The sequence below is a fragment of the Peribacillus sp. NJ11 genome, assembly GCF_030348405.1.
Lineage (GTDB): Bacteria > Bacillota > Bacilli > Bacillales > DSM-1321 > Peribacillus.
Map to the genome: position 1 here is coordinate 2,567,370 of NZ_JAUCFO010000001.1, position 22,251 is coordinate 2,589,620.

The window sequence follows — 22,251 nt, forward strand, 5'->3', positions numbered from 1 at the left end:
ATGTACATATAGGAGGGGCAAGGATGAGTAAGCTTAATGGCAGGACCGTTGCTTTATTGGGAGCGAGGAAAACGGAAGAACTTAGTAAAATCGTTCATAATCTTGGGGGAGTCCCGCTGGTTCGTCCAGCACAGGGGACGGTATTCCTTGATGATTCCCATTTGGAAGAGGATGTCACCCGTTTGATGGCAGGGGAGTTCGATTGGATCATCCTTACGACGGGAGTGGGGACGGAACTATTATATAATACGGCAGTGAAGATGGAAGCGGGAGATCGTTTCATAGAAGCTTTGCGGTCCCTGAAAATTGCAGCTAGGGGTTATAAAACGGTGAATATGCTGAAAAAACTTGGCCTGCAGCCATTAATCCGTGATGATGATGGCAGTACGGCAGGGCTCGTTCGTAATCTGGAAGGCCATCTGTCCGGAGATGTAAAGGTCGCTTTGCAGCTTCACGGCGATCCGGCGCCTCTTTTGATGAACTGGTTGGATGAACAAAAGGTGAAACATAAAGAAATTCTTCCATACGAGCATATACCGCCCGAAAAAGAAACGATGCAGCAGCTGATCCAAGAAATCCTTGAGGGCAAAATTGATTCCGTTGTGTTCACGAGTGCACCGCAGCCACGAAATTTAATGAGATTTGTCCGTGAACAAGGTGTGGAGGATAAGATAATCGACCTGTTTGCATCGGATGTAATTGCTCTTGCAGTCGGAAAGGTAACGGCGCAGGTGGTAATCGATGAAGGGATAGAGCGGGTCATATATCCTGAAGATCAACGGATGGGCAGTGCAATGGTGGAGCTGGTGAAATATTACCAGGGAATTGCAAGCAGATAGGGGTGAGTGCGGTATGACTAAGGGGAAGGTCTATTTTGTTGGTGCAGGTCCGGGTGATGTGGGCCTGATTACCGTAAAAGGTCAAAAAGAGATTGAAAAAGCGGATGTCATTTTATATGACAGATTGCTGAATCCCAAACTATTGGAGGCTGCTACCCTCGATTGTGAATTGATTTATTGTGGTAAGACACCTTATGCGAATGGCATCAGTCAAGGGAATATCAATGAGCTGCTTGTGTCCAAAGCACTGGCAGGGCATCGGGTCGTCCGTTTGAAAGGCGGTGATCCCGCCGTTTTTGGAAGAGTCGGGGAGGAAGCGGAATCGTTGAAAGCTCAGGGTATCCCATTCGAAGTCATTCCGGGGGTTACGTCCAGCATTGCCGCATCCATGTACGCAGGAGTCCCCGTTACGCATCGGGATTATGGACGTTCCTTTGCGATGGTGACGGGCCATGACCAAACGAAGAAGGATATAGATTGGAATGGGCTTGTGAATAGTATAGATACGGTTGCATTTTATATGGGTGTGGCCAACCTTCCGTATATCCGCGAGAATTTGATTAATCATGGAAAGCCGGGGAACACGCCGGCACTCGTCATTCAATGGGGCACTTATGGAAGACAGGAAACGGTCGAGGGGACCTTGGATGATATCGTCGAAAAGGTAAGTGAAAGGTCGCTTAGCAATCCGGCGATCACCTTGGTCGGGGATATCATTTCACTAAGGGGAAAACTGCAATGGTTCGAAAAGAAGCCACTATATGGTCAACGGTTTTTAGTGGCCCGGACCGGGACGGCAAAGAGTTCCTTGGCAGAAGCACTGTATGAACTTGGCGGCGATGTCATCGAGTTTCCTAAATGGAATGCGGCAAAAGTGAAAATAGAAGAAAGTCAGCTGCTCTCTTTTCTTTCGTATGATCGAATCCTCTTCACTTCGCCCGAAAGCGTCCATGGATTCTTGGATTCACTTACTGAACACGCTATTGATTTCCGTCGGATTTCTTCAAAACTTTATGTGATCTCGCGGAAGTCGAAGAAAGCTTTACAGCAACGTGGACTAATGGCCGAGCTCAAATCCGAGATGCCGGCAGCCGGAACACTGTTGGTCATTGGAGATCGAAACAAGGATCAAAGAGATCCGGCTCATGGGGAAGGAGACTATTTTCAAACCATCACTAAATTTGTTGATGGAAGATTCCTTGAAATCCTTCCGAGAATGCTAGACGGGAAAGCAGTCGGAACGGTACTTTTTTCGAATCAGCATTCGGTTGATATGCTGTTGGAATTTGGGAACCAGGCAGACGTGGATATTGAAGGGCTGCTAAATCATGTCTCTATCGGGGTAATTGGGGAAAGTACTGGCAAAAGACTTAAAGACTATGGATTTAAAGTGGATATGATGCCCGAGGAACCGTCTGTTGAACAATTGGTGGCTTTGATCGTGAATAGGAATGGTTTTTAGGCTCTGAAAAAAACAGAGCCTTTTTCCTTTTTTTACCCAAAAGACCAGTGTTAAATGATATGATTTTCCTTTGGAAGGGAGTGTTTTCATGTTTAATATTGGCGATATTTTATGGCAATTATTCTATCTTGCTCTACTCGTTTTGTTAATCGTAATGGTTGTGAAGGTTGTCCGTTTCTTTATAAAACATATGACAAAAATGCATAACCTGGAAAATAAAGCGGATGAAGTAAATGAACGATTGAAAAAGAAGGATGATTGACGGCCATATATCCGGCTCATTTTCCCTATTCTTTTTTCAGAAGAGCCAAGCTCCACGGGTACTTTCATCGGATTGATTTTTCCATTCATCATGCCTTATCGATCCAAGTAAGGAAAATGATAATACCAAATGGACGCTCACAGATTTTGAAAGGAAGGAATAAAAGTCTTTTATTCCTTCCCAAATTGGGTATATATATAAGTGACTTTTCTAGGGAGGCGAAGTAAATGAAACGCACATGGGAATTCGTATTAAGTATCATAGGCGTGAGTATCGCTGCGATTTCTTTAATCGTGACGATTATAACGGCAGTTTATCTCAACAGTATCGATATGACAGAAATGATGGACTACTCATTAATGTCAGACTCCGAGTTTTCGACGTCTGAGGTCGATATGTCAATCAAGTTTTTCATGGGCTTACTATGGGCTGGAATCATATCGCTGTTCATTGCCTTGGCAGGCGGCTTGATCGCTATCTTTCTATTAAAAGGCGGCAAAGCGAAGGCAGCCGGAATCTTATTGATCATTACGGGCATTCTGACGATCTTTCATGTTTGGCCGCTTATCTTCTTCATCGTGCCGGGAATCATGTGCTTGGCAAGGAAACCGAGGGAAACGGTGGAAGTGATCGTATGATCCAACACCATACATAGTTTGTGATTCAAAAACAAAGGAGCTGATCCGAAAATGCGGGTAAGCTCCTTTTGTCATGCAAGGATATTTTAGGGTAATATACCTATTTATACCTGCATTAACCAGTCTATCATGTTACTATTATTATAGATTTAAATATAAATAGACTGGAGTTCGATCGATGAAGATACCTTTAATGAAGATTGGGATAATGACCTGTTTGACACTCGGTTTGTTCAATGGACAGGCTGCTTTTGCAGAGTCCGGAATAACCAATGCGTGTTCATCATTTGGTGAAATTCAACCCAATAAAAATCCTTCCCATAAGCAGATTAATTGCTTACTGACGAATGCGGCAATAGAGGCTGAAATCCCCCCTGAAGTGGTAAAAGCGGTGGCTACGCAGGAAAACGGGGATTGGAGGCAATTTAATGATGCGGGCAAACCGATTATATCCGGCGATGGCGGTATCGGTCTAATGCAGCTTACCAATAAAAGTGGGTATGACCAGAAAAGGCTGGGAAATGATATAGTCTACAATATCGAGGCTGGCGTCGAGGTACTGAGCGGCATGTATTCAAGAAATGATCATGATTTGCCGAAAATCGAAGGTGCAGGACGCAGGGTCATCGAAAATTGGTATTTCCCTGTCATGGCATACAATGGGACAAAGCCGGTTAACAGTCCTCTTTACCAGGAAAGCGGGAAAAGAAATGTGAATGCTTACCAAGAGGAAGTTTTTGCCAAGATAGAAAACCAAAGTTATTTGGATGGAACTAAACTGGCAATCTATCCATTCAGCACATCGGACTTTCAATATGATCGGGAAAGCACTGAAAATATCATCTTTAAAAAGCTGGAATACACACTGACCGACCAAACGCATGACTCTGTTTATTGGTTCATGCCAGAAGACAAAGTGGTGACGACATCCAACGCGAATATTAGGAAAGAAATAAGCACTACGGTAGGTGCAGTACTTGTGCCTCCAAATACAAGCTTGATCATCAAAGGGAATTTTGACTATCACGAATCTAAGGGAAATAAATTTGTCTTTTACCCCGTACAAACGGAAGACGGGAAGATTAAGGGGTATGTTTCATCAGCTTACATCTCCAATAGGCCATCGAGTGTCGTGCCTATCAAGGATACGAATATACCTGTGATTTCAGGGGCTACAAATAAATCCATTCCGTTCAACTCAACTTTCAATCCTAAAACCGGCGTAAAGGCGAAGGATGATAAAGATGGTGACTTAACGAGTGCCATACGTGTGGATGGTAAGGTGGATACCAAGAAAGTGGGTACCTATAATTTGACGTATACGGTAGCTGACAAGGCTGGGAACTTTGCCAAGGTCACAAGGAAAATAACCGTTTATGATCAAGTAAAGCCAGTGGTTTCAGGTGCCGGGAATAAAACCATCAAACTTAATTCTTCATTCAATCCAAAAACGAATGTGAGTGCCAAGGATAATGCCGATGGTAACTTGACCAGTAAAATCAAAGTGACGGGTACAGTGGATACGAAGAAAAAGGGGACCTATACATTGAAGTATACGGTCACCGATCAATCGAAAAATACTGCTACAGTCACAAGAAAGATTACGATAGACAGCACCAAGCCAGTCATCTCGGGGGCCAAAAGTAAAACCATTGCCTATAACTCGACATTCAATCCTAAATCAGGCGTATCCGCTAAAGATAACCTGGATGGCAGCTTGACCAGTAAAATCAAGGTGACGGGTACGGTGAATACGAAGAAAAAGGGAACGTACACATTAAAGTATACAATCACTGATTCATCGAAAAATACTGCTACAGTGACCAGGAAGATCACAATCGACAGCACCAAGCCGGTCATTTCCGGTGCCAAAAGTAAAACCATTGCCTATAACTCGGCATTCAATCCTAAATCAGGTGTATCTGCGAAAGATAACCTGGATGGAAGTTTAACAAGTAAGATCAAAATAACAGGGACTGTGAATACAAAGAAAAAGGGTTCCTATACATTGACTTACACAGTTACGGATAAATCACAGAACAAGGCAGAGGTAAAAAGGAAAATCACGGTTAAATAGATGGCAAAAAGGGATTCCGTTAATAATGGAATCCCTTTTTTGATGCATGAATGTTTTTGGCCGAAAGCCATGCATATATAATAGTAGAAAGTGTTCATTGAATGATCTTCAAGGGTGGAGTGGGTATAGATAAAAATGTTATAATTGTAAATAGATGTAATGATAAGTGGTCTGAAGGGAGATTGTTTATGGGCAAAGAACAGGGGCATGTAAACTGGATGGATCAGATTTTTAAGGATTATGAAAAGGACGGCGGACTGAAGAATAATCCTGGCTTTGGAAAACCGCTTCCGGAGTCGGTGCTATCGGGAAATATCTATGACAACTTCTTGACGAAGGCCAAGGATGCCGGTTACCTTCCGCTTTGGATAAAATGGCAAAAAGAAATTCGGGAAGAGCTATCCGAAGTGGTTCGATTGAAAAAAATGAATGGACCTGAATCGGAATTAATCAAACGAATTGACGATATAAATGAGAAAGTCCGTACATATAATGCGATTTGTCCTCCAAAGATGCAGCGCAGGGAAATAGAGTTGGAAAGCATCGAGATCCAGTATGGAAAATGGAAGTAATTGATTATGTGCAAAATGTGGGTATTTGTATGACGTGATCATGAAGGGATTATGATATAATTGCATGAATAAAAAACAGAGAGAGGGACTTCGATTGGAAAATAGAAAAGAAGTTTTTTCATGGATAAAAGCGATATTGATTGCAGTCATTCTAGCTTTTTTAATTCGAACGTATATTTTTGCACCGATTGTCGTGGACGGTGAGTCAATGATGCCGACCCTGCAAGACCACGAACGGATTGTTCTTACCAAGTTTGGAACGAAAATTGATAGTATCGACCGGTTTGATATTGTCGTTTTTCATGCAACGGCAGATAAAGATTATATAAAAAGGGTTATCGGTCTTCCAGGTGACCATATTGAATATAAAGATGATACGCTTTATATTAATGGGAAAGCTTATGAAGAACCATACTTGGACAAATATAAGAACCAGATGGCAGGAGTGCCGCTGACTGAATCCTTCAAGCTCGAAGATATTACAGGCAGTATGACAGTTCCGGATGACCAGCTGTTCCTTATGGGGGATAATCGCCAAAATAGTTTGGATAGCCGTGAAATCGGCACGATTTCCGTCGATGAAATTGTCGGCAAGGCGAATCTAGTGTATTGGCCAATCAAGGAAATAAAAATTGTGAAATAAGAGGAAGCGGACTCGGTCATCGGGTCCGCTTTTGTTGCCGTCACTCATCGCGGAAAGGGGGAAACGTTGACTGTCATTGCCATACAAACCTTTCAACAAAAAACGTGTTTATTCTTCTTTTTTTTCTTTTTTTATGAAAATCCACTCATTTGGGTTAATTTAGGTTATCCTATTAAAAAGAAGTAATCACTTTACCCAGGCCCGCATAGAAATTGGATTACTTTAAAAAAGGGTGCTGAGATGGAGTACTATAGATGGATATAGTAAAAGATTTAATCTCAAACTATGGTTATTTTGCGATATATGGACTGTTGGCCATTGGAATTATTGGCTTGCCGGTACCTGATGAGTTCATGATGACTTTTGTCGGCTATTTGTCATCCATTTCCGTTTTGAATGTCCAGGGGGCATTCCTAGTCAGTTTCCTTGGATCGATATCCGGGATGCTTGTCAGTTATTTCATCGGGAAAAAGGTGGGTAAGCCTTTTTTGAGAAAGCATGGTAAATGGATCAAAATGACTCCCGCGAGGTTGGAAAAACTGGAGAAATGGTTCAATAAATATGGCCCATGGACCATTATCATTGCCTATTTCATCCCAGGAGTTCGCCACTTCGCCAGTTACATATCCGGAATGAACGGAATGGGGAAACGAAAGTACTTTATATTTGCAGGTGCTGGGGCTTTCAGCTGGTGCTTGGTATTTACGACTTTTGGCTATTTCATTGGTGTGTTAACGTAACCGCCAAATTTTCATGTTATCAGAAAATCCCGTTTCTGGATTTCAGAAACGGGATTTTCCATTTCCACCTTTTATTATTGAGCAGAGTATCCACCGTCGATGACGAGCTCGGCACCAGTAACGTATGAAGCGTCATCGGATGCTAGATAAAGCACGGCATTTGCAATATCCGCCGGCTGCCCCAAACGCTGTAATGGAGTTGCCTTGATCATTTGGTTCACTAACTCTTTTGACTCTTCTAATTTCTGTGTCATTGGTGTTTCGATGATACCAGGGAAAACGGCATTAACACGGACGCCCATGCGGCCATATTGAGTTGCGGCAGCCTTGGAAATAGCACGAACGGCACCTTTAGAAGCTGAATAAGAGTTTAAGCCCATTCCGATTTGAGCAGTAAAGGAAGAAATGTTCACAACAGCTCCTTTACCTTCTTTAACCATGTAAGGAACAACATGTTTCATTCCAAGGAATGGTCCAAATCCATTAATGCTTAACATTAGCTGCCAATCGGCCAATGTCGTATCGTTAATTCCTTTTTCTGTCGAGATACCGGCATTGTTAACCAAAATGTCGATTTTGCCAAATTTAGCGATGACTTCATCCGTCACCTTTTTCCAGCTTTCATCTGAAGATACATCAAGGACAGTACCATGGACGTTATCCAATTCGTTCACAGCAGCTACAGCTTTTTCATTGATATCAGCAGCAATGACTTGTGCTCCTTCTGTTGTGAATAGGTCGACCATTTCTCTTCCCATACCAGATGCTCCGCCAGTGATAATGGCTACTTTATTTGTCAATCTTCCCATCATGATCACTCCTGTTTAGTTGATATAACGATGAATATATGTTCAAGCATAGTTCAAAAGTTATTTTATCAACGAGCAATACTATTACTCCATCATCAATCCGTCAAGCATTTTGTTTTCCCGCTTGCGAATGTTTTTTCTTTTCTTGCTGGATGAAAAGTAGATGTATATCTGAAATTTTGCCGGAAAGTTGATATATTTAAATAACCGCTACAATTTGAAGGCACTATCAATCTTTAAATATTCAAATTTTGATTCCGTGGATTGTCAATATCAAAAATAGCCTAACAAGTTGTACTTTTATTGCAAAGTTCTTTGAACTTTTCAGACATGAAAAAGGAGGTCATCCATTTATGAATAACAGAATGTATCTTTCCTTGGCCATTCCGCTTACGATTTCGACGATGAGTACACCATTGCTCGGTGCGGTTGATACGGCTGTGGTTGGAAAGTTGAGTGATCCCGCTTATATAGGTGGGGTAGCTGTCGGAACCATTATCTTTAATACGATGTATTGGCTTTTTGGATTTCTTCGGGTCAGTACATCTGCCTTCGCTGCACAAGCTGAGGGGGCAAGGGATGACAAGCAGAGCCTGATGACCTTGATTCGTCCTTTTTTCATAGCAGCAATCATCGGTCTTCTTTTTATCGTGATCCAAAAACCCATATTGAATGTTTCCCTAGGTGCAATCGGTCCGGAATCGGACGTTTCCTCCTTTGCCGCCGATTACTTCAGCATCCGGATATGGGGTGCACCTTTTGCATTATTGAACTATGTCATCTTAGGCTGGTTAATCGGGAAATCCAGGATAAAAACATCATTGTTCATACAAGTTTTCATGAACGTGATCAATATTATTTTGTGCCTCGTTTTTGTAAATGGCTTTTCATGGTCCGTATCAGGGGTTGCTGCCGCTTCATTGATATCAGAGATTGCCGCTTTTTTCCTGGGCTTGTTGGTGATTTGGAAAGCGGTCATCATACCGGATGCTTTTTCGTTCCGGGAGGGGTTCGATCATGCTTCCCTGAAAAAAATGATGGTGGTCAACAGGGATTTATTCATCAGGACCATTTGCCTGATTACGGTTTTCAATCTTTTTACGGCCAAAGGAGCCACTTTCGGGACAGAGACACTAGCGGCCAATGCCGTACTCATTCAAATCCATTACCTGATGGCCTATTGCTTTGATGGCTTCGCGAACGCGTCGAGTCTCCTGATTGGGAGGGCCATTGGTTCGAGAGATATACACCTTTATAAAAAAACGCTCTCACTTTCGGCGCAGTGGGGCTTGTATGCTTCGTTCATACTTGCCGGATCATACTATTTATTTAGCGATAAGGTCATTCTCCTTTTCACGAATATTCCAGGCGTCATCGACCTGGCCCATGAATACGGGCTTTGGATTGTCCTATTCCCTTTCACTGCCTTTATCGGACTCATTTTCTATGGAGTGTTTACCGGTGCGACTGAAGCCGTTCCTGTAAGGAACTCGATGCTCCTTGCACTATTGGCCTTTTTATGTTTCCAATTCATGGCAGTCCCGCACCTTGGCAATCATGGATTATGGCTTGCATTCCTGGCGTTCAGTTTAGGACGTTCCTTGTTTTTAGCGTTATACATCCCAAGACTGAACCGAAAAGTAACAGAGTCGATGGATGAAGATAGCCTATTGAAAATACCCTCTTTTAATTAAAAGGGGGTGTTTTTTTATTTATGTTAGGAATTTTATCGGTAGTTTGACCTTAGCAATAATACGGGAATAAGAAGAAAAAGGTAGCTACGCTTGGCGAATCAGATAGTAAAAGTGATAAAATGAAATATATATATACAAGAGGAGTTGTCGTATTATGAGTGAATTGAATTGGCGAGAAGAAGTTGAAAAACGGAAAATGGACTTATTACTGGACACACAAAACTTACTGAAAATAAAAAGTGTACTGGATGAAGAACATCCGACAGAGGAGGCCCCATTCGGTAAAGGGGTGAAGGAAGCCCTTGATTACATGCTTCAATTAGCCGAAAAAGACGGTTTTACCGTGAAAAATGTCGATAATGTCGCTGGCCATATTGAAATGGGTGAAGGTGAGGAGTTAATCGGGATATTATGCCATGTCGACGTGGTACCCGAAGGAGATGGATGGAGTTCGGATCCGTTTGGTGCTGAAATCCGTAATGGCCGCATATATGCTCGTGGGGCAATCGATGATAAAGGGCCGACGATGGCAGCCTATCATGCAATGAAGCTGGTCCGGGAGCTAGGAAAACCTTTGAACAAACGTGTGAGGATGATCATTGGAACGGATGAAGAATCGAACTGGCGCTGCGTTGACCGCTACTTTGAAGTGGAGGAAATGCCTTCGATGGGCTTCGCGCCAGATGCTGACTTCCCGATCATCAGTGCGGAAAAGGGAATCTGGGATTTCTCGGTTATACACCCTGCCGATGCAGGAAATGGTACGAACTCAAACGTGAATGTCATGGAATTTTCTTCAGGTAGAAGGACAAATATGGTACCGGATTTTGCTACGGCGATTGTGGAAGCGGCTAACCCTGCTGAAGTGGTGGCAAACTATCAGGATTATTTGCAAAAATATTCATTGAAGGGCCAAGCCGTTCCACAAAAAAATCAAGTGCTTCTAGAAATGAATGGTGTTTCGGCACACGCGATGGAACCGAAAAATGGCATTAATGCAGGTCTGCATTTAGCCGTATTTCTAGCTGATCTTACTCTGGATCCCCATGCTAAAGCTTACTTCACTTTCATCAAGGATCGCTTGTTTGAAGATTCCCGTGGAAATAATTTAGGCGTTGCATATTCGGATGAGCAAACAGGTGAATTGACGATCAATGCAGGCGTTTTCAATTATTCAAAACAAGGGGACAGCTCGATTGGTTTCAGTATGCGTTATCCGGTGACGTTTGAGTGGGAAGAGGAAAAGGCGGCATTGGAAGATAGGTTAGCGGCATATAATTTGAAAGTGAAGACCAATTCGCATTCCACTCCGCATTATGTGGACAGCGAAAGCTTCTTGATTAAGACGTTGCAGCAAGTTTATGAAGCGGAAACAGGTGAGAAAGCTGAACTCCTTTCCATTGGCGGCGGCACCTACGCCCGTTCATTGAAGGAAGGCGTTGCATTCGGTCCGCTTTTCCCTGGCAGCGAAGATATTGCGCATCAGAAAGATGAATATATTGATATTGAAGATATGCTTAAGGCTACGTCCATTTATGCACGTGCCATTCATGAATTGGCTAAATAAGAGGCAAAGAGGGAGAAAGACATGGGAAAAATCATTTTCAACGGCGACCTTAAAAGCAGGTCCGAAGTAAAGGTAGATATTGAAGACCGGGGATATCAATTCGGCGATGGCGTCTATGAAGTCATCCGGGTTTATAATGGCGAATTATTTGCGGGGGACATGCATCTGAACCGCCTGATGGACAGTGCGAAGTTGATTCAGATGAAAGTTCCCTATACTGTAGCGGAAATCAAAGCCCGCATGAAAGAGCTGATCACTGAAGATCAACTGAAGGACGGCATCGTCTATATGCAGCTGACAAGGGGAGCATCGCCGCGTACACACTCTTTTCCAACTACAGAGGTGGAACCGGTCTTTGTTGCCTATACCAAGGAAATTCCTTATACAGGAAAAATGAAGCCAGGGGTCAAGGCCGTTACGACCGACGATATACGCTGGCTTCGCTGTAATATCAAAAGTTTAAATCTACTGGGGAATATAATGGCTAAACAGCAAGCGGTCGAAGCTGGCTGTGATGAAGCGATCCAGCATCGTGATGGTACGGTGACGGAGGGAAGTTCGTCCAATGTTTCAATCGTGGTGGATGGGCTACTTAAAACGCATCCGGCCACCAACTTGATCCTGAATGGAATCACCCGTCAGGTGATGCTGAAACTTTGCACAGATCATGGAATTCCCTATGTCGAAGAAGCCTTCACGGTCGAGGACATGATGGCAGCAGATGAAGTCCTTTATACGAGCACAAGCGTCGAAGTGACTCCAATTATTAATATTGATGGCCATTCGATTGCAGCCGGGGAACCCGGTCCGATAACCCAAAGACTGCAAAAACTGTTTTCCGAGGAAATCGAGAAGCAATGCGGTTCCCTTAAATAGATCGATCAAAGTCCCCTTTGCCGCAATCGGCAAGGGGTTTTTATTCTTCAGCAATTACTCGGAATGAATCTTGCATGTCCAGACATTTTCATTGCCTGACTTCAAGTCTGAAGTGAGATAAATCATGTCCGGATCCCTTTTTACATGCCTTCGTTCACACCCTCCTTATGCAGTTTAATTCAGTTTGAACTTCCCGATTTTCCTTTTTGACATTTTCAAGATCCAGGAATATACTTGCTATTAACTTAAAAAGTTTACCTGTTGCAACAATTTGAGTTGCGTGTAAAAAGGAGTTGAAATAGATATGTCCGATGTGTTGCATCATTCTTCTTCGAGAGGAATCAAAAAACTGCTGCCCTATCTAGGGCCGGCCTTCATAGCAGCTGTGGCCTATATTGATCCAGGGAATTATGCTACCAATATCACAGCCGGATCTAAATATGGCTATACGTTATTATGGGTTATCTTCGCATCCAATTTAATGGCTGTGCTAATTCAATCACTATCAGCTAAATTGGGGATAGCCACGGGAAAGAACCTTCCTGAGTTATGCAGGGAGAGATTTTCGAAAAAGACATCTTTCTTATTATGGATTCAGGCCGAAGCCGTTATAATGGCAACCGACTTAGCTGAATTCATAGGAGCGGCACTAGGAATTTATTTGCTATTTGACTTACCGCTTATTACATCGGCCATCATTGCAGCGATTGGTTCTTTTGCCATTTTGGAAATCCAGCGCAGAGGTTTTCGAACATTCGAAGCCTTGATCACGGTCATGATATTTGTTGTGGTGATTGCCTTTGGTGCTCAAGTTTTTTATGCAAAACCTGATACTTCAGCCATTGTTTTAGGACTCTTCACTCCAAAATTCGAGGGAGTGGACAGTATATTACTATCGGCGGGTATGCTTGGAGCTACCGTTATGCCACATGCGATTTACCTTCATTCCTCTTTAACTCAAAAGCGAATTGTCGGTAAAAACGATTTTGAAAGAAAAAGGATTTTTCGTTTTGAACTAATTGATATTGTCATCGCCATGTTGATCGCAGGCGGAATCAATGCCGCCATGGTAATTGTTTCAGCTGCCCTATTTCATAAGAATGGAATGCTTGTAGGGGATTTGGATATTGCCTATCAACAATTCGGTGCCATGCTTGGACCATCAGTCGCGATGTTCTTTGGAATAGGATTATTATTTGCCGGTTTATCCAGCTCATCAGTCGGTGTAATGACAGGTGATGTGGTCATGCAGGGATTCATTAAGAGACATATACCGATTTATTTGAGAAGGATCATTACGACCGTTCCGCCTCTGCTGATAATATTATGGGGAGTGAATCCTTCTAAAGCACTTGTGATGAGCCAAGTAGTACTCTCGTTTGGCATCGCATTTGCCTTAGTGCCATTGATCATGTTTACAAGCAATAAGAAAATCATGGGGAACCTGGTCAATCATAAAATCACTTCAAGCATTGCTTGGCTTATTGCCGTACTTATCATCGGACTGAACTTGTTCCTGCTTTACGAAACGCTGTTCAGCTAAACGGCAGAAAAAGACCAATATTGAACTGCACCCCGATCGTTAGACAACATCTAACAATCGGGGTGCAGTTTTTTAATCCGTCCTTGCGCATGTATCAATAATCCGCCATAGCTTCGTTCACAGGATGGAAGACTGGGAATATACCAGTTTTTTTGATGGAGGGAATATTTATAAGGATGTCCATGAAAAGGTATATACAATTGAAATATGGTAAAATTAAAGGGAAAATAGGAAGGAATGTATTTGACCATGAATACTCATTTTTTCTTTGCTTTAGTATTACCTGATGATATCAAGTCCTATTTAAATGCTGTTACGGAACAACTTAAGTTAGACTTTCCATTTAAGAAATGGCTGCATCCAGCCGATTATCATATTACGATGGCTTTTTTGGGCAATGCTCCCGATACATTGAAAAAGGATGCTTTGGGGCGTGTGGAAAGCGAGCTTGCCAATGAGGCCTCATTCGGTTTGGAACTCGGCGATATCGGCGGTTTCGGCAAGAGTGATAGTCCAAGGATTCTATGGGCAGGTGTCAAGCAGCAAGAAAGGCTTTTTACCATTCAAAGGAAAATCTATAATTCTTGTGCCGGGGCAGGTTTTGAACTTGATAAAAAGCCGTTTAAGCCTCATATAACGCTAGCAAGGAAATTCGAGGGGGAAAGTCCCTTTTCGTTGGAGAGCGTCCGGCAGATAGCGGATTTGGAGGATAAGCATTTTGAAGCAGACCAGGTTGCGTTATATCAAACACATCTTGGAGCTTCTCCTTCATATGAGAAGATTTTCGCGATAAACCTCCAAAAATAGAGAGAGATGGTGGTGGTCGAATGGCACAGCTCATAAAGATGCAGGATTATATTTCCCGGTATGAGCAGGATATTTATCGTTATCCAACACAATTTGCCCGGTTGAAAAAACAGCAATGGGATAAATTGAAGGCTGCCTATGAAGCGGGCGAGCTAGATCGGCTCTATAGTGAACATGCTGAAAGGGAAACACAGGTCAAATTTGATACGCCTCGGGAAGAGTCAAAGGGCATGTTTAAAAAGGTGAAAGGCATATTCCACCGGACAGGAAAACAGGACGTAAAGGCAGATGAGCTGCTCATACCGAACCAGATTGAAAATACTAATGTTTTTTCATTAAGATTTCCGTTCCGTCCGGCCAGTCTGGATGAATTGAAGCAGAATTTTTTAAATCAATTGCTCCGCTTTCAAATGAAATGGGGAAGTTCTACGCTTCTTGAAAAGTCATTTGTGGACCAATCATTCTTTTTGGATGAAAGGCTCCGCTTTTTTCTGCAACGTTTTCCGGATACGTTTCTCGTATTATATAAACCTATCTTTCTATTGAAAAATGCACCTGTTGAAGTCGATGTCATTTTATTGACCCCTGTTGATGCTTGGTGCATCACTTTTCTGGAAGCGGAAGAAAACGCTGCTTTCATCGGTTCGGGTGACCGGTTCTGGGTCCGCATGCATCATAAGCATCCTGATAAAAAAGTGCTCAACCCCATGCTGGGCGCAAATCGGATGGCGAACATCGTCTCCCGGGTATTTGAGCTTTATGAAGTGAACGTACCGATTAAAAAGGTGATTCTTTCCCGGAATGGTTATGTGGATTATCCCGAAGCTCCTTATGATATTACGATATTGGATAAACGGACCTTCCCGGAATGGTTTGAAAGGATGCGGGCAATATCATCTCCTCTTAAGGCACATCAGCTAAAGGGGGCGCAGGCATTGCTTGAATATTGTCAAACTACATCGAGCATGCGACCTGAATGGGATGCTGAATATAACCAAACAGAGGAAAATGAGCATGCAAAACCTTAATGATACGCTGTATTTCATTGTCAATCCAATGGCAGGAAATGAAGAGAGTTTGAAGGTTTGGAAAAAAGCCGAGGAAATACTGAATTCAAAAGCTGTTCCCCATAAGGTGTTTTTTACGGAGGAAAAGGGTCATGCGCTAAGATTGACGAAGGAAATTCTATCAGGGACGAATCAGGAAACCCGGATGATCGCTGTTGGGGGAGATGGAACGGTCAATGAAATGATAAATGGCGCGATTGGTTTTCCTCATGCAATTATCGGCTCCCTTGCGGCTGGATCTGGCAATGATTATGTAAGGGGCATTCAAAAAACTGAGAGTGTGGAAGAAGCGCTTTCTCTATTTCAGGATAACTCCTTTAGTGCCGTTGATATTGGACAGTTCGAGACGAATGGTAAGGTTGGTTATTTTATTAACAGCCTGGGAATGGGCATTGATGCTGAAATTTCAGCTGAAGCAGACCGTTCGCCTCTGAAAAAATGGTTTAATTTTGTCAGAGCGGGTAAATTAATTTATCTGTTCATTTTTATAAAAAAAATATTTTCTTACCAGCCCAGCTGTATGGAATTGTTCATTGATGGAAATCGGCATCTTTTGAAAAAGGTATGGTTCATCGTCATTGCTAACCAGCCCTACTTTGGCGGTGGCATGAAAATTTCACCGATGTCAAAGCTGGATGATGGCAGGTTGAATGTGATTGCGGTTCATGATATTACAATGTTGAAATTATTGACCGTATTCATCACCGTTTTATGGGGCGGTCACCTACACATTAAAAATGTTGATTCTTTTTCTGGTGAAAGGATAAAAATGAAGAACCACGGGTCAGTGAAAATCCAGTCTGATGGGGAAATTGTTGGAATGGGTGAAGTAGCTGCAGTGGTTCTGAAAGAGAAAATTCGCGTCATGTTCAAGGATGATATTCCAAACAAAAATATGAAATGATTTATTTGTTTTTGTTTTATGCGTATAATCGTTTTATAGTACTTGACGAAGAAACCGTTTTTCAACTAAAATTTAATTTATGGCTATTGTTTAATTGCTCAATAGCTATTTTTTTATTTCTCTAAAATGAGGATGTTTTTAATTGCGGGTATCATCCCGATGCAAGTATAAATGCAGCTTCGCCGGCAGGCGGATTTTTTATTAAACATGGACTCAAAGTAGTGGTAATACATACACTAGGTGAACGTACCCACATTTGTATGATTAAGCGAGGAAATCGAAGGTGAACCAGTTGGAACATTTATTAGGTCAGGAGTGGGATATATCCCCTGCTGGAGGAGCTACGGGAGAAGCCTTTATTGCCGAGAAAGAGGGGCAGAAGCTCTTCCTTAAACGAAATTCATCGCCATTTTTAGCTGTTCTTTCAGCTGAGGGCATTGTTCCAAAGTTAATGTGGACAAAACGCCTGGAAAATGGGGATGTAATTACGGCCCAGCATTGGATGGAAGGCAGGGAGCTATCTCAGCAGGAAATGAACAATATAAGAGTCGCAAAGCTGCTTCAAAAAATTCATCAATCCGATCCTTTGTTAAGCATGCTCAAAAGGCTTGGGAAATCCCCTTTACGACCTGAAAGTATACTTACAGACATAGAAACCGGGTTATCTTCGGATGTTACGGATATTCCGATTATCAAGCAGGCCATCCATTTTTTACAGAATAATCTCCTGTTGATTGAATGCGACGAAAAAGTAGTCTGTCATTGTGATGTGAACCATAATAATTGGCTCATGACCGAAACCGACGGATTGTTCCTAATTGATTGGGACGGAGCGGTCATTGGCGATCCGGCCATTGACCTGGGCGTACTCCTGTATTCATATGTCCCAAGGGAAGAATGGAATCAATGGCTTGCCCGTTACGGCAAGAAGCTTGACGCAGGCCTGGAGATGAGGATGAAATGGCACACGGTTTCACAACTAGTGCTTTCCATCCAATGGCATCATCGTAGAAAGCGGTACGAGGAAAGAAATGAATTACTGCAAAAACTTGAAGCGTTAATGATGGTTGGCTGATCAGAATTGATCTATATCATCCACCCACTGGGACAAGTCGTTCTGGTGGGTTGAAATATGTGCTTCTAAATCGGCGGTACCGATGCCTGTCTGGCTATATTCGTAAATCTCCGTCAGTATCGTTTTTACATTGCTGTCAATATCAGTATTGACCATTAAGGATTTGACGAGCCTTTCAACCTGTTCACATTCAGAAACGGATCCGCAGCAATCTGTTTGATGATTGGTTAATATATCTTTTAATAGTGACATTTGATGTTCATGGGAAAGCGGCATATAATACCTCTCCTATCTTAAATATGGATTCAAGGGGTTCCCAGGTGGTTCTCGCCTGCCCTTCACTTATTTATGGTGTGTTTTGCGGAAAGTTTTATACATGAAAACTACAGAGACTGTCGCCTGGATGGCCGGCAGTTTTTTTATTTGTCAGTGGGTGCATGCAGGCTTTTCCTGAAAAAATCATCTTGCAGGAATCCATCCACTCGTGTTATGGTTTGAACGATTATATTATAAATAGGGGTGTCATCATGCGTTTAAGAAATAAACCTTGGGCTGAAGACCGTTTGAATGATTTTCCACAATATGTAATTCAGCAGCCAGTGAGCCATAAAGGTAAATGGCATGAAGTTTTCGGTAACGATAATCCGTTATATATTGAAGTGGGTACGGGGAAAGGCCGTTTCATTACAGAAATGGCAAAAGCCCATCCTGATGTGAATTTCATTGGAATTGAAGTATATAGAAGTGTCATTGTAGCTGCATTGGACTTGCTGATTGAAGCGGATGTTCCAAATTTAAAGCTGTTGAATGTTGACGCAGCGAACTTAGGGGAATATTTTGCAAAAGGTGACGTGGATCGCGTCTACTTGAATTTCTCTGATCCATGGCCGAAATCACGTCATGCAAAACGTCGGTTAACGTATAAGACATTCCTCGAAGTATATGAAGGCATCCTGCCAGACAAAGGCGAGATTCACTTCAAGACGGATAACCAAGGGTTATTCGAATCTTCCTTGAAGAGTATTTCCGAATACGGCATGCTCTTGAAATATGTAAGCCTTGATCTGCATAACAGCAGTTTTGAAGGTAATATCATGACAGAATATGAAGAAAAGTTCTCGAGTAAAGGCAACCGGATATACAGATTGGAAGCAATGTTCCAATAATCATCGATCAGAAACCAGGTGCACAGCATCTGGTTTTTTATTTTGTTTAAGCCGAATAAAATTTCTTAAGATCACACCAATTAACTGCTGCCATATACATGTCCAACATAGTTAATAAGCAAGGATGTCAAGGAAACTCAACGGAGGTTTAGATAGAAATATATCCACCATTTCGTCTACCATGAACCATGTTTGCCTTTGTGATGGCTCTTTCGTTTGGGGGAAATCGTAAAGGTTTGATATGGGAGGGGGGCATTCACGAGGATGAGATGATTGTTATCAATTTCAATATATGGAAGTGGGTGTTAAACTATAGGGGAGGAGGGGTAAAATGGAAACGATGCAAATAGGGGAAATGAAATTAACATGGTTGAACGGCGGTGTGACTCACTTGGATGGGGGTGCGATGTTCGGTGTTGTACCGAAACCGCTTTGGTCCAAGAAGTATCCTGTTAACGAAAATAACCAAATCGAGTTACGTACTGATCCGATTTTAGTGCAGGCAAATGGATTGAACATGCTTATAGATTCCGGTATTGGTAATGGAAAGATGAATGAGAAGCAAAGACGGAATTTTGGGGTGACGGAGGAATCCAGTCTTGTCGAAGATCTTGGCAGACTTGGGATTCAACCAAATGATATCGATTACATTTTAATGACCCATCTACATTTCGACCATGCCTGCGGTTTGACGAAACGTGAAGGTGAAATTTGGGTGCCTGTATTCGGGCGTGCCGAAATCATTACGACTCAAACTGAATGGAATGAAATGAAAAACCCGAATATTCGTTCAAAAAGTACATATTGGGCAGAAAACTGGGAGGCTGTCGCTTCGCAGGTACGTCCTTTTGAAGGTGAACAAGAAATTACGAAAGGCATTAAAATGATCCATACAGGGGGGCATAGTGATGGACATGCAATCATCATCATTGAAGATGGTGGGGAAAGATTGATTCACATGGCAGATATCATGCCGACGCACGCGCATGCGAATGTCCTCTGGGTGCTTGCTTATGACGACTATCCCATGACTTCCATCGAAGCGAAGGAAAAGTGGATGAAATCCGGACTGGAAAATGGGTCCTGGTACAGCTTTTACCATGATGCCCACTACTGTGCCATCAAATGGGATGTAACGGGTAAAGAGATAATAGCCGAATTGAAACGGAATCGGTAAGCAGGAAAGCAAAAGGAGGACGTCATTTTGACGGCCCTCCTTTTTGTTTCAATCATTTTGCGCATTAAGCTCCAATATCGTTCCTGTAGAGGCATCTGCAACAAATTCGAATTGCTCGCGTTTTCCCTCTGTGTTTCTAGTGATCCCGCCTTTGTACACTTCATAGTCCAAATCATTTTTTGTATAGTTTTCCGGCTTCATCAAGATCCATGAGCCATATATATTTCCGTCCTTTTTGACTGTTTCCTTCACTTGGGCCAAGACTTTATCCGGAGAAGGTTTAATTGATTGATCCAATATTTGTTTTGTCGCATAGCCAGCAGCAAACCCGGCTACAGTACCTAGTAAAAACGTTTTCCAATTCATTGATTTCTCCTCCATTGCATTTTTTCAATCACTCTTTCTAGTATACAGAAGAACGCTTTATTTGACTAATAATTTGAAATTTTAACCATTAACTGATAAATTAGAACTTTCTAGTGTAACATGATGCTAAGTTCTGTAAAATAGTATAAAACAATACATAGGTTAGGGGTAGAAAAATGAATCATGAGACTTTAGAACTTTTTAAAACATTGACGGAATTACCGGGAGCCTCAGGAAATGAACATGCAGTTCGGAGTTTCATGAGGAGTGAGCTGGAAAAATATTCGGATGAAATCGTCCAAGACCGCCTTGGCGGAATATTTGGCGTAAAAAGAGGTAATCAAGAAGGGCCGACTGTACTGGTTGCCGGGCATATGGATGAAGTGGGATTCATGGTCACTTCCGTAACGGATAATGGAATGATTCGTTTTCAGACCCTTGGAGGCTGGTGGAGTCAAGTGCTTTTGGCCCAAAGAGTCGAAATCATTACCGATAAAGGGCCGGTCATTGGTGTCATCGGTTCGATTCCTCCTCATTTGCTTGATGAATCGCAACGCTCAAAACCAATGGATATCAAAAATATGCTGATTGATATCGGGGCGGATGATAAGGAAGATGTGAAGAGAATCGGTATTAAGCCCGGTCAGCAGATTGTACCGATTTGTCCGTTCACGCCGATGGCCAATGAGAAAAAAATCCTGGCAAAAGCATGGGATAACCGTTACGGTTGCGGACTTGCGATTGAATTGTTAAAGGATTTAAAAGATGAAACATTACCGAATATCCTCTATTCCGGAGCAACCGTGCAGGAGGAAGTGGGATTACGGGGTGCGCAAACAGCAGCTCATATGATCAAACCGGATCTTTTCTTCGCCTTGGATGCAAGTCCTGCGAACGACATGTCCGGCAGTAAAAGTGAATTTGGGCAGCTGGGGAAAGGGGCGCTTCTCCGTATTTTGGATCGTTCGATGGTTACGCATCGCGGCATGAGGGAGTTCATCCTTGATACGGCCGAGTCGAATGACATTCCATATCAATATTTCGTTTCCCAAGGCGGCACGGATGCAGGGAAGGTCCATGTTGCAAACGAAGGCATTCCAAGCGGGGTGATTGGCATCTGTTCCCGCTATATTCATACACATGCATCCATGATTCATATTGATGATTATGCCGCTGCACGTGAACTGATCGGGAAATTGGTTCGTTCCTGTGATAAAACGACATTCGAGACATTGATAAATAACGGTTGATAGAGGAAGCTGAAATGGAAAGGGAGCTGTCATGAATCCTTTTCCATCAGCTTTTTTTTACATGGAAGGAAGGTAACCATATTGAAAATAGCAGTAGGCAGTAAGAATCCGGCGAAAGTAAAGGCAGTGCTTGACGTATATGAAGAAGCTGAAATCATATCGCTTCAAGTGGAAAGCGGTGTCTCGGAACAGCCATTTTCAGATGAGGAAACGATGGATGGGGCAATGACGCGTGCCCGGAATTGCTTAATTCATAGTGATGCCGAAATCGGTATCGGACTTGAAGGCGGTGTCGTGAAAATGGAACAAGGACTGTTTCTATGCAATTGGGGTGCGATGGCCACGAGGGACGGTGAGGTCTTTGTAGCTGGCGGAGCAAGAATCCCGCTGCCCGGAATTGTTGCCGGGAAGCTACTGCACGGTGAAGAGTTGGGTCCGGTGATGGACGCTTACACAATGCAGGAGAATATCAGCAAAAAGGAAGGAGCAATCGGCGTGTTTACAAATGAGCGAATCACCAGGGGGGAAATGTTCCTTCATATCATGAGGATGCTTGCGGGTCAACACGAGTATAAGCTGAAAATGAAAAAGTAGGATTTTTGAATCATGTCATGACTGAAATTGCTATGGAATGATGATAGAAGAGTACATATGTCGGTTCGAATCAGGAAAAAGAACACTGCCAAAACAGAGCAGAATCTGACAGGATTTTAATGA

The 22,251-nt window shown here is 42.6% G+C and carries 23 protein-coding genes; 20 read left to right on the forward strand and 3 right to left on the reverse strand.

Features of this window, described 5'->3' with window-relative positions:
* The first annotated feature begins 23 nt into the window (after positions 1 to 23).
* The 8 genes from QUF86_RS12690 to QUF86_RS12725 all read left to right on the forward strand — a co-directional run bounded on the left by QUF86_RS12690 (position 24) and on the right by QUF86_RS12725 (position 7,233).
* A complete protein-coding gene (locus tag QUF86_RS12690) occupies positions 24 to 839 on the forward strand; it encodes a uroporphyrinogen-III synthase (protein WP_289315300.1) in 816 nt (271 codons plus the stop codon).
* 13 nt (positions 840 to 852) lie between these two features.
* Positions 853 to 2,301 (forward strand): uroporphyrinogen-III C-methyltransferase, encoded by a 1,449-nt coding sequence (gene cobA / locus QUF86_RS12695; protein ID WP_289334555.1) that lies wholly within the window; start codon positions 853 to 855, stop codon positions 2,299 to 2,301.
* Positions 2,302 to 2,389: 88 nt separating this feature from the next.
* Positions 2,390 to 2,563, forward strand: coding sequence for a hypothetical protein (locus QUF86_RS12700; protein ID WP_289315302.1), 174 nt, complete (start codon positions 2,390 to 2,392; stop codon positions 2,561 to 2,563).
* 227 nt (positions 2,564 to 2,790) lie between these two features.
* A complete protein-coding gene (locus tag QUF86_RS12705; protein ID WP_289315303.1) occupies positions 2,791 to 3,201 on the forward strand; it encodes a DUF4064 domain-containing protein in 411 nt (136 codons plus the stop codon).
* Between the two features lie 178 nt (positions 3,202 to 3,379).
* The gene (locus QUF86_RS12710; protein WP_289334556.1) at positions 3,380 to 5,278 is read left to right on the forward strand and encodes an immunoglobulin-like domain-containing protein; all 1,899 of its coding nucleotides are present in this window, start codon (positions 3,380 to 3,382) and stop codon (positions 5,276 to 5,278) included.
* Positions 5,279 to 5,466: 188 nt separating this feature from the next.
* A complete protein-coding gene (locus tag QUF86_RS12715) occupies positions 5,467 to 5,850 on the forward strand; it encodes a DnaJ family domain-containing protein (RefSeq protein WP_289334557.1) in 384 nt (127 codons plus the stop codon).
* A gap of 64 nt (positions 5,851 to 5,914) precedes the next feature.
* A complete protein-coding gene (lepB, locus tag QUF86_RS12720) occupies positions 5,915 to 6,493 on the forward strand; it encodes a signal peptidase I (protein WP_289315306.1) in 579 nt (192 codons plus the stop codon).
* A 254-nt stretch (positions 6,494 to 6,747) separates the two neighbouring features.
* Positions 6,748 to 7,233 (forward strand): DedA family protein, encoded by a 486-nt coding sequence (locus QUF86_RS12725; RefSeq protein WP_034309313.1) that lies wholly within the window; start codon positions 6,748 to 6,750, stop codon positions 7,231 to 7,233.
* Between the two features lie 74 nt (positions 7,234 to 7,307).
* Here QUF86_RS12725 and QUF86_RS12730 read toward each other — a convergent pair whose 3' ends face one another.
* A complete protein-coding gene (locus QUF86_RS12730) occupies positions 7,308 to 8,042 on the reverse strand; it encodes an SDR family NAD(P)-dependent oxidoreductase (protein WP_289315307.1) in 735 nt (244 codons plus the stop codon).
* Positions 8,043 to 8,395: 353 nt separating this feature from the next.
* Here QUF86_RS12730 and QUF86_RS12735 point away from each other — a divergent pair, with 353 nt between their 5' ends.
* From QUF86_RS12735 to QUF86_RS12770, 8 genes are all read left to right on the forward strand, one after another.
* On the forward strand, positions 8,396 to 9,736 hold the full coding sequence (locus tag QUF86_RS12735) for an MATE family efflux transporter (RefSeq protein ID WP_289334558.1): 1,341 nt from the start codon (positions 8,396 to 8,398) through the stop codon (positions 9,734 to 9,736).
* Between the two features lie 154 nt (positions 9,737 to 9,890).
* Positions 9,891 to 11,303: a dipeptidase PepV gene (pepV, locus tag QUF86_RS12740; protein ID WP_289334559.1), complete on the forward strand. Its 1,413-nt coding sequence runs from the start codon at positions 9,891 to 9,893 to the stop codon at positions 11,301 to 11,303.
* Between the two features lie 21 nt (positions 11,304 to 11,324).
* Positions 11,325 to 12,179 (forward strand): D-amino-acid transaminase, encoded by an 855-nt coding sequence (gene dat / locus QUF86_RS12745; RefSeq protein WP_289315310.1) that lies wholly within the window; start codon positions 11,325 to 11,327, stop codon positions 12,177 to 12,179.
* 304 nt (positions 12,180 to 12,483) lie between these two features.
* Positions 12,484 to 13,722, forward strand: a complete 1,239-nt coding sequence (locus QUF86_RS12750; RefSeq protein WP_353957658.1) for an Nramp family divalent metal transporter — start codon at positions 12,484 to 12,486, stop codon at positions 13,720 to 13,722.
* Positions 13,723 to 13,971: 249 nt separating this feature from the next.
* A complete protein-coding gene (gene thpR / locus QUF86_RS12755) occupies positions 13,972 to 14,529 on the forward strand; it encodes an RNA 2',3'-cyclic phosphodiesterase (protein ID WP_289318313.1) in 558 nt (185 codons plus the stop codon).
* 20 nt (positions 14,530 to 14,549) lie between these two features.
* Complete coding sequence (locus QUF86_RS12760) at positions 14,550 to 15,557, forward strand: NERD domain-containing protein (RefSeq protein ID WP_289334560.1); 1,008 nt, start codon at positions 14,550 to 14,552, stop codon at positions 15,555 to 15,557.
* Positions 15,544 to 16,500, forward strand: coding sequence for a diacylglycerol/lipid kinase family protein (locus tag QUF86_RS12765; protein ID WP_289334561.1), 957 nt, complete (start codon positions 15,544 to 15,546; stop codon positions 16,498 to 16,500). Before QUF86_RS12760 ends, QUF86_RS12765 begins: the two co-directional genes overlap by 14 nt.
* A 292-nt stretch (positions 16,501 to 16,792) precedes the next feature.
* Complete coding sequence (locus QUF86_RS12770; protein WP_289315313.1) at positions 16,793 to 17,575, forward strand: phosphotransferase family protein; 783 nt, start codon at positions 16,793 to 16,795, stop codon at positions 17,573 to 17,575.
* On the opposite strand, the gene QUF86_RS12775 is transcribed toward QUF86_RS12770, so the two are convergent.
* The gene (locus QUF86_RS12775; protein ID WP_289315314.1) at positions 17,576 to 17,851 is read right to left on the reverse strand and encodes a YtzH-like family protein; all 276 of its coding nucleotides are present in this window, start codon (positions 17,849 to 17,851) and stop codon (positions 17,576 to 17,578) included.
* 251 nt (positions 17,852 to 18,102) lie between these two features.
* On the opposite strand from QUF86_RS12775, the gene trmB reads away from it, so the two are divergent.
* Complete coding sequence (trmB, locus tag QUF86_RS12780) at positions 18,103 to 18,741, forward strand: tRNA (guanosine(46)-N7)-methyltransferase TrmB (protein ID WP_289315315.1); 639 nt, start codon at positions 18,103 to 18,105, stop codon at positions 18,739 to 18,741.
* A 331-nt stretch (positions 18,742 to 19,072) separates the two neighbouring features.
* Positions 19,073 to 19,918: a YtnP family quorum-quenching lactonase gene (locus QUF86_RS12785; RefSeq protein WP_289334562.1), complete on the forward strand. Its 846-nt coding sequence runs from the start codon at positions 19,073 to 19,075 to the stop codon at positions 19,916 to 19,918.
* 48 nt (positions 19,919 to 19,966) lie between these two features.
* Here QUF86_RS12785 and QUF86_RS12790 read toward each other — a convergent pair whose 3' ends face one another.
* The gene (locus QUF86_RS12790; protein ID WP_289315317.1) at positions 19,967 to 20,284 is read right to left on the reverse strand and encodes a PepSY domain-containing protein; all 318 of its coding nucleotides are present in this window, start codon (positions 20,282 to 20,284) and stop codon (positions 19,967 to 19,969) included.
* Positions 20,285 to 20,460: 176 nt separating this feature from the next.
* On the opposite strand from QUF86_RS12790, the gene QUF86_RS12795 reads away from it, so the two are divergent.
* Together QUF86_RS12795 and QUF86_RS12800 are read left to right on the forward strand one after the other, a co-directional pair.
* Positions 20,461 to 21,534 (forward strand): M42 family metallopeptidase, encoded by a 1,074-nt coding sequence (locus tag QUF86_RS12795; RefSeq protein ID WP_289315318.1) that lies wholly within the window; start codon positions 20,461 to 20,463, stop codon positions 21,532 to 21,534.
* An 81-nt stretch (positions 21,535 to 21,615) separates the two neighbouring features.
* The gene (locus QUF86_RS12800; protein ID WP_289315319.1) at positions 21,616 to 22,128 is read left to right on the forward strand and encodes a DUF84 family protein; all 513 of its coding nucleotides are present in this window, start codon (positions 21,616 to 21,618) and stop codon (positions 22,126 to 22,128) included.
* Positions 22,129 to 22,251 lie beyond the last annotated feature (123 nt).